The sequence below is a fragment of the Ruegeria sp. CJ3 genome (assembly GCF_056536725.1).
In genome coordinates, this window is sequence record NZ_JBQFQE010000001.1 from 66,255 (window position 1) to 73,355 (window position 7,101).

The 7,101-nt window shown below is 61.1% G+C and carries 8 protein-coding genes and 1 riboswitch; of the genes, 1 reads left to right on the plus strand and 7 read right to left on the minus strand.

Annotation, left to right across the window (positions count from 1 at the left end):
* Positions 1–23: 23 nt before the first annotated feature.
* From ACR0J1_RS00295 to ACR0J1_RS00310, 4 genes are all read right to left on the minus strand, one after another.
* On the minus strand, positions 24–1,394 hold the full coding sequence (locus tag ACR0J1_RS00295) for a tetratricopeptide repeat protein (RefSeq protein WP_480730320.1): 1,371 nt from the start codon (positions 1,392–1,394) through the stop codon (positions 24–26).
* Between the two features lie 180 nt (positions 1,395–1,574).
* Complete coding sequence (locus ACR0J1_RS00300; protein ID WP_480730318.1) at positions 1,575–2,759, minus strand: CaiB/BaiF CoA transferase family protein; 1,185 nt, start codon at positions 2,757–2,759, stop codon at positions 1,575–1,577.
* Positions 2,746–4,365, minus strand: coding sequence for a thiamine pyrophosphate-binding protein (locus ACR0J1_RS00305; protein ID WP_480730317.1), 1,620 nt, complete (start codon positions 4,363–4,365; stop codon positions 2,746–2,748). The genes ACR0J1_RS00300 and ACR0J1_RS00305 overlap by 14 nt, the downstream gene beginning before the upstream one ends.
* 79 nt (positions 4,366–4,444) lie before the next feature.
* Positions 4,445–4,909, minus strand: a complete 465-nt coding sequence (locus ACR0J1_RS00310) for a DUF302 domain-containing protein (protein WP_480730316.1) — start codon at positions 4,907–4,909, stop codon at positions 4,445–4,447.
* Between the two features lie 152 nt (positions 4,910–5,061).
* Between ACR0J1_RS00310 and ACR0J1_RS00315 the strand changes: the two genes are divergently transcribed.
* Positions 5,062–5,415: a DUF1636 family protein gene (locus ACR0J1_RS00315; protein WP_480730314.1), complete on the plus strand. Its 354-nt coding sequence runs from the start codon at positions 5,062–5,064 to the stop codon at positions 5,413–5,415.
* Here ACR0J1_RS00315 and ACR0J1_RS00320 read toward each other — a convergent pair.
* From ACR0J1_RS00320 to ACR0J1_RS00330, 3 genes are all read right to left on the minus strand, one after another.
* Positions 5,403–5,897, minus strand: coding sequence for a hypothetical protein (locus ACR0J1_RS00320; RefSeq protein ID WP_480730313.1), 495 nt, complete (start codon positions 5,895–5,897; stop codon positions 5,403–5,405). The two genes, ACR0J1_RS00315 and ACR0J1_RS00320, sit on opposite strands and share 13 nt — an antisense overlap.
* 63 nt (positions 5,898–5,960) lie before the next feature.
* The gene (locus tag ACR0J1_RS00325; protein WP_480730311.1) at positions 5,961–6,659 is read right to left on the minus strand and encodes a CbtA family protein; all 699 of its coding nucleotides are present in this window, start codon (positions 6,657–6,659) and stop codon (positions 5,961–5,963) included.
* A gap of 4 nt (positions 6,660–6,663) precedes the next feature.
* Positions 6,664–6,834, minus strand: a complete 171-nt coding sequence (locus tag ACR0J1_RS00330) for a CbtB domain-containing protein (protein ID WP_480730310.1) — start codon at positions 6,832–6,834, stop codon at positions 6,664–6,666.
* A 36-nt stretch (positions 6,835–6,870) separates the two neighbouring features.
* Positions 6,871–7,080, minus strand: a riboswitch (cobalamin riboswitch).
* Between the last annotated feature and the right edge of the window lie 21 nt (positions 7,081–7,101).

Consider the following 7,101-nt stretch of genomic DNA (forward strand, 5'->3'; position numbering starts at 1 on the left):
GTCCTTCTTGGTCTTTTTTGTTGTTATTCGGCTGGGACGCTTTGTGCGTCTCCGCTGTCGCGTGCGGCCTCGATCAGAGCGCGGCGGGCGAGGGCATAGTTGTCTTCGCCACCTGCACGTTTGGCGCGGCGGTCGTCCAGGATGTGCTCGACCTCATCCAGACGGCCGGCGCGCAGGCCGGAATCAATTGTGATGCGCTCGAATACATCACGTTGGGCGTGGCTGCCACCCGCCAGTTGCATCCCGCCGCGCGCATTCGACAGGAAATCAAAGGCTTGACCGTAGAGCCCGTCTCCGAACGCCTCAAGCCCCTTGGCTGCGGCGATGCCGGGGTCGGACATGCGAATGGGCGTGTCGCCTTGATTGCGCTGGGCGTCCTTCTGGATACGCTGCAACATTTTGCCAGTCGCATCCGAGCGGTTGTCGCCGGTCAGGGCCAGCAGGTAATGTAGGTCAGCAAAGATCAGGCAGCCGTCTTCGGTGCGCGAAGCACTGAGGTCAGCCAGTTCTTCCCAGCGGCCACCGACGTCGATACCTTCAAGCTCCATCCGGGACAGAAGTGAGGTGGCGTTCGAAATATCGCGGTAATCGTCAGTTTTATCCTGACGAATATGGTGGTCGTAAAGCTCCATCACCTGATCGACCTGACCCAGATCCAGATGCATCAGCGCCTTGTGCCACCAGACGTGATAGCGGAAGTTGTTACAATGCGCCCAGGCATCCTCGCGCCCGGCGAGCCAGTCGAGGCCCAGCTGCGCGTTGCCCGTCATTTCATGCACATGCGCAACCGCGTGCAAGCCCCAGGCATCATCTGACACCATCCACAGCGCCTGACGTCCGGCGATCTCGGCTTTCTCGTACGCTCCCGTTTCCTCCAGCGCGAAAGAGTGGCAGCCCAGCAGGTAGCCGCGACCGGCGTGATCTGGCTCATAGGCGGGCATCACACGTTCAATCGACCGGCGCATCCCCTGCGCGTCGCCCAGAACAAACCGGGTGGCATGGCTGAGCTTCATCGCCAGTGTGTCTGTGGGGTGCGCCCGCAAGATCTCTTCGAATTTCTGCACCGCCTGCGAGGGCAGGTCCGCCATGTAGAGCGCCAATGCGTCGACATACAGCCTTTCGCGCGCCGAAACCGGCTGACGTTCCATCGCGGCATTGGCGGCCGTCAGCGCTTCGGCGGCAACGGCGATCATCTCGCGTCGGCCCAGCAGAACCATGAACAGACCTTTGACCGCATGACCCAGCGCAAAATCGGGCTCAAGCTCGAGCACCTTGCCCAGATGCTGAGGCGTGACTGCCGCGTGCGCCATGAACCCGAGCAGAACACCATTCCACGCCTCGACACTCGCGGGCTGGCTCAGGGTGTTCATCTGTCCAAAAACGTCTTGTTTCATGCTCGGGGTCCAATCTGGTTACGATTATTACACTCTACGACTTAGCAGAGTGTGCAGGTGCGTCGTATCAGTATCGACCCTGCTCTCGAATTGGTGAAAGCCCGTGTGTGCAAAAAGCGAAAAAAACCGCCGATTCAACGGCATGTTTCAGCAACTTGCTGCCGAATTAGGCGGAGTGTTTCAATCGTCAAAGGGGTTTTCGGCGCTTAGAACCGCGTCGGTATCAGCCCCGCAGACCGGCGGTGCGCTGCGATATGTTACAGGCGTGCGCGACAAGTTCAGGGGATTCCCAATCAGATTGACCTTACCCGGTTCGGCCTGCATCGAAATCTGCATGTCCCGCGCGGCAACCTGATCGGTGGCAAAGACCTGATCCAGCGTCTGCACGGGCCCGACCGGGACTTTCAGCTCTTCCAACCCTGCGATAACCGCCTGCGTCTCCAGCGCCTGCAAGGCGGGGCGTAGGATAGCATTCAGGGCCTCTCGATGAGTCAGGCGTTGCGGGTTTGTTGCAAATTTCGGATCATCAGAAAGCTCGGCTTTTCCGATGAAGCTGCAAAATCTTTTGAACTGACTGTCATTTCCGACGGCCAGAATCACATGCCCGTCGGCGGTCTGATAGACGTCATAAGGCACGATATTGGGGTGCCCATTGCCGCGCCGCTGGGGCATATTGCCCGAGGTCAGATAGTTTACGCCTTCATTGATCAGCCACGCGATTTGCGCGTCGACCAGCGCCAGATCGATCTGTTGGCCTTCCCCCGTTTGATCCCGGTGGCGTAACGCGGCGAGGATGCCGACGCAGGCATACATTCCACACATGACATCGGCGATGCCAACGCCGACCTTCATTGGTGATCCTTCGGGATCACCGGTCAGGGACATGACCCCTCCATAGCCTTGCGCCATCAGGTCATAGCCGGGCTTGCTGGCATTCGGTCCGGTCTGCCCATAGCCCGAGATCGAGCAATAGACGAGGCCGGGAAACTCTTGCGACAGCGACGCGTAGTCCAGCCCGTATTTCGCCAGCCCACCGGGTTTGAAGTTCTCGATCAGGATATCCGCATGGGCCGCCAAACGCCGGATTTCGGCCTGACCTTCTTCGCTGGCGATGTCCAGAGCGACCGATTTCTTGTTGCGGTTCGATGACATGAAATAGGCGCTTAGATCAGATCGGTTGCCGTCCGCGTCCTCGACATAGGGCGGGCCCCATTGCCGCGTATCGTCGCCTCCGGTGGCGGGGTTTTCGATCTTGATGACCGTTGCGCCAAGATCGCCCAGCAACTGCGTGCAGGTTGGCCCCGCCAGAATGCGCGACAGGTCCAATACCTTGACGCCTTTAAGCGGTCCCTCAGATGCGGCCATCATATCCCCCACGCTCGATCTCTGCGGCAATCACGGTAAATTTGTCCGCTTTTACAGCATCTTCCAGCGCAGAGCGCAACTCAGATCGGGTGCGCACGGTATGGCCATAACCGCCAAAGGCGCGGCCCATGGCGGCAAAGTCGTGTCGGTCAAAGTCAACGCCGCGATTGCCCATCTGGCGCTGGCGTTGCTTCAACTCGATGAGGGCGAGGCTGGCGTCGACAAAGACCAGAAAGATCGGGTTGCCGCCCATCTCCGCGGCGGTCGACAGCTCTCCGGCGACCATCAGAAATCCGGCATCTCCCGAAAAGCTGATCACGGGGCGGTCGGGTTCAGCCAGTTTCAGGCCGATTGCCATCGGCACAGCGCACCCCATGGTGCAGAGCGCCGAGGACTGGATCAGCCCGCGCTCTTCTGCGCACTCCCACATCTGGCTGAGAAGAATGCGATGCGCGCCACTGTCGGCGGTGGCCAGCGTTTCGGCGGGCAGGGCAGAGCGGGTCTCGGCGATGATCGCCGCTGGTCCCCAGTCTTCATCCGTCGGGAAGGCCTGCGCTAACGCGGCCTTGACCTGCGCAGGTTCTCCGCCCGGCCACGTCGCGCGGGCAGGGTTGCCCTTTGCGATGGCCTCAAGCGTTGCGCCTGTGTCGGCGACCAGATTTAGCCCCGATTGATGCATGTAGTGATCGTTGACCACTGCCGAGATATCGATGACGCGTTTGTCTTCGGGGTCCCAAATCTCGCGCCAACCGGGGCGCATTTCGATGGGGTCATAGCCAAGGCACAGCACCAGATCGGCCTGTTCCACCAGCGGCACCAGATGCTTGTCTGCCAGCGGAGACAGGCCTGCGCCGCCCAGACATAAAGGATGATCCTCGGGCACCACACCTTTGGCTTTGTAGGTGGTGACGAAGGGGATGTTGAAATGCTCAAGAAACGCCTGCACGACGCTACGCGAGTCGTCATACAGAACATCCAGACCAATAATCGCCAATGGCCGCTCGGCTCGCGCTACCCAGCGGCGGGCCTTTTCCAGACATTCACCCTCGGGTGTGACTGCGGCCACTTTGGCCAGACGGCGGCGTTTCACATGCGCCACGCGGGTATCGGCGACAGAAATCGGCACGTCGATATGGACCGGACCCGGACGCGGTTGGTTGGCCAGCGATACAGCCTTATCGGCAATGATATCCGCGCCCTCGGCCGTCAGCATGAACGTGCCCTTGGTGATCGAGCGGTAGACCTGCGCGTGATCCATCACCTGATGGGTGTAAGTCAGTGCTTCATCAGCGTCGACGCAGCCGGTCAGCACGATCATCGGCACCCGGTCCTGCAGCGCGTTGGCGACCACGTTGATCCCATTCATTGCGCCAGGGCCAAGCGTTGCCACCAGAATCGCAGGCGCGCCGTCGCGGTGGTGGACGGCCTCGGCCATGAAACCGGCGGAATTCTCATGCTTGGCTAAGTGGAAGGTGATACCTGCCTGCTCCAGCGCATCGACCAGCGTCAGAACCTCTCCGCCCGGCATGCCAAAGGCGTGGCGGCATCCGGCCTCGTATAGGCGTTGTGCCAACAGGTCCGCAGCGCGGGGGGACAGGTCCTGCATCACTCAAGCTCCGATCATCATGTCATGCTGCAGATTGCGGAGGACAGGCCCGGACGCAAGCAGGTTCACGTCAGTGTGACTATTTGACTGCGCTTTCCGCAACCGCCTGAAACTTGGTGTCCAGCTCCTCGGCGATCTCGCGAAGGGGGTCTCCGCCCTCGTAGACGTACGGGGCAAAGACAAAGCCCGGGGTCTTGTAGGACAGGGTTGCAGTGCCGTCGTCATTCTCGGTCACGTAGAACCGGATTGGCGCTTCGATCATCGCATTGGTCGAGGTCTCAAGCACCCGCACCGCGTAGTCGTTGTTGAACGCACCGATCACCCGGTTGCCCGGTATGGTGATGCCGCGCGCTGCGGCAGCTTTGGTCGGACCCGCCTGTGTAACCACGATCAGCCCGCTTTCCTTGATGGCCGCTTTGGTGTCATCGACCAATTGGTCATAGCTTTTGTCGCTTGGATAAACGGCCCATCCCGACAGAGGCTCGGCCTCGTCCGCCAAGGCGGGCAGGGCCAGCAGGAAAAGTGCAATCCAAAACGCTTTCATGTCCGACCTCTTTTTCGGCAGCTCTTGAAAGTGATGGCAGAAAAGCGGTGAAACCACACTCACAATCTCGTGGGGAAGTGTGCGGGTGGGGCTTGTGTTGGCTGGGCAGAGCGCCCAGAAACTCTGGGAGGCACCAGAGAACGGGCACGTGTATGGATCGGATTCGACTGTCGATATGCAGTAGTTGTGCGGGCGAACGCGACCCGGACGTCGAGCAGCGCGCGGTGCAGGCGGCATTGCAGCGTGCGGGGTTGGCTGAGCGCGTCGATCTGGCTGCCCATGCCTGTTTCAGCAGTTGCGAGACGCCGGTGGCCCTGTCCCTGCAGGGGCAGGGGATGGCGTCTTATGTGTTCTCGGGGCTCGACCTCAGCGCTGATGCGGATGACATCGCCGCGACCTGCCGCACTTATCTGGATAGCCCAGCGGGCTGGATCGAAGACGCCCGACCCTGCGGGCGGCTTCGGATTTGCTTGCGGGCGCGGATACCTGCGTTTCAGTCCACCTGAACGGTGACAGAGGCCGCAACAGGTGTGCCGTCCACCGCCAGCGCGCTGTGGCTGTTGGCGTTCAGCGACACCTCGACCTCGACCGCACCTTTGGGCAACTCGGCGATGTGCATCCAATTGCCATAGAGCCGGGCCAGCTTCGTGCCGTTGACGTAGACATGGGCATGGCCTTCGCCCGGCTGGTCCGCGCCCGAGGCATTTTCGGGCGCAAAGCGGAAGTTCTGCGGCAAAACCTGCAGGTTCCAGCCGGACATTGGATCTGGGGTCAGCGCGATCTCAAGACCCGGCGCATCCGGTCCGGCGGGCAGGTTCACCGATTTGGAATGGTCATGCGCCATTGCCTCGGCCTGACCGCTGCCGTGGTGGGCGGGATCGCCATGGTCGTGGCCATCGAACGTGATCCCATTTCCCGCGGCCAGTACGAAACCTGCGCCGCCGCCAAAGACCAGACCGATTGCAAACAAAGCAAGTGAACGGGACATTTCTTGTTCCTTGAGGCAAAAAGAAACGCGCCGGGCAGGGCCCGGCGCGTGTGTATTGAGTACTTAGGCCGCTGCTTCGGCGTGGCTGGCCTCTTTCTGCCAGAAATACCCGGCGAACGAGCCGACCAGAACCCAGGCCACCAGGCCGATGCCAAAGGCGCGGGCCGCGAACAGGGCACCAATCTCAGTAGGTACAGGACCGGTGAACACGTCCGGCTCGGGCGCGCCAATCAGGTGCGGAGCCATCAGCAGAAGCGCTGCGACCACATAGCTGACGATATTGCCGCTGAAGGCAATCAGCCACATGGCAATACCTGCGGTCGCCACGGTCGCAAACCACCAGACCTGACGTGCATAGACATCGGCCGCTGCAACGCCCGGGACCTCGGGTGCCAGAGTAAAGCCCGGGGCCAGATGGAAGGCGATGAACCCTGCCAGACCCCACAGCACGCCGGTGCGGCCATCCACCTTGTGCCCCTGACCCTCGGCCACGGACATCAGTGCAACCATAATCAGCGCATAGCCGGTATAGGTGAGCATGGTGAAAATGACGCTCAGCGCGTCGCGGGTCAGTTCCGAGAACATACCGGGCAGTTCGGGATGAGCCGTAACGGCCTCGGCCCCGAAATGGACCAGTTCACCAGATTCATAAAGTTCGGCGTGCAACAGGACAGGCTGCACAAATGCAAGCTGCAGCAAGGCGGCAATCAACCCCGCTGCGGCACCAGCGAACAACGCGCTGGTCAGAATGCGACTGAACATGGCCTTAGTGGCAGGGGAAGCCGGTTGCGTGACGGACGTCATGCGCCGCGTCATGCAGGGCAGCAGCCTGGACGTGGCCGGTCAGGGTGATGATGCCCAGACCCAGCGCAATCGCGAACAGGGCGGTCAGAACGCCTGTACGTGCGCCCGATGCCGTTTGAGTTTGTGTCGTCATATTTAGTCCTCCAGTGCCGCCGCACCCGACGGCCGGTGTTTCAATTGTCGCCTGGCAGGTCTCCTGGCTCGTGGGTCGATGCCTCTGTTCGCCTTCCCCCCTTCAAAAATCGGGAGTGGCTGGTTGAACAGGGCTCACCGCTTACAGTCGCGGGGGCGGCTTTGGATTTGACCTGCGCGCAGGCCGCACCAAATTCCCTCTTAGCTTGCCGGTATCTCCGACAGGACCAGACGGTTCCATTTAGCCGCCAAGCCCACCCCGGCGCAA

What these genes read in the sequence shown, in the direction of transcription:
- ACR0J1_RS00295 (WP_480730320.1), bottom strand. Translation starts at nt 1,394, where the DNA reads ATGAAACAAGACGTTTTTGGACAGATGAACACCCTGAGCCAGCCCGCG.
- ACR0J1_RS00300 (WP_480730318.1), bottom strand. Translation starts at nt 2,759, where the DNA reads ATGGCCGCATCTGAGGGACCGCTTAAAGGCGTCAAGGTATTGGACCTG.
- ACR0J1_RS00305 (WP_480730317.1), bottom strand. Translation starts at nt 4,365, where the DNA reads ATGCAGGACCTGTCCCCCCGCGCTGCGGACCTGTTGGCACAACGCCTA.
- ACR0J1_RS00310 (WP_480730316.1), bottom strand. Translation starts at nt 4,909, where the DNA reads ATGAAAGCGTTTTGGATTGCACTTTTCCTGCTGGCCCTGCCCGCCTTG.
- ACR0J1_RS00315 (WP_480730314.1), top strand. Translation starts at nt 5,062, where the DNA reads ATGGATCGGATTCGACTGTCGATATGCAGTAGTTGTGCGGGCGAACGC.
- ACR0J1_RS00320 (WP_480730313.1), bottom strand. Translation starts at nt 5,897, where the DNA reads ATGTCCCGTTCACTTGCTTTGTTTGCAATCGGTCTGGTCTTTGGCGGC.
- ACR0J1_RS00325 (WP_480730311.1), bottom strand. Translation starts at nt 6,659, where the DNA reads ATGTTCAGTCGCATTCTGACCAGCGCGTTGTTCGCTGGTGCCGCAGCG.
- ACR0J1_RS00330 (WP_480730310.1), bottom strand. Translation starts at nt 6,834, where the DNA reads ATGACGACACAAACTCAAACGGCATCGGGCGCACGTACAGGCGTTCTG.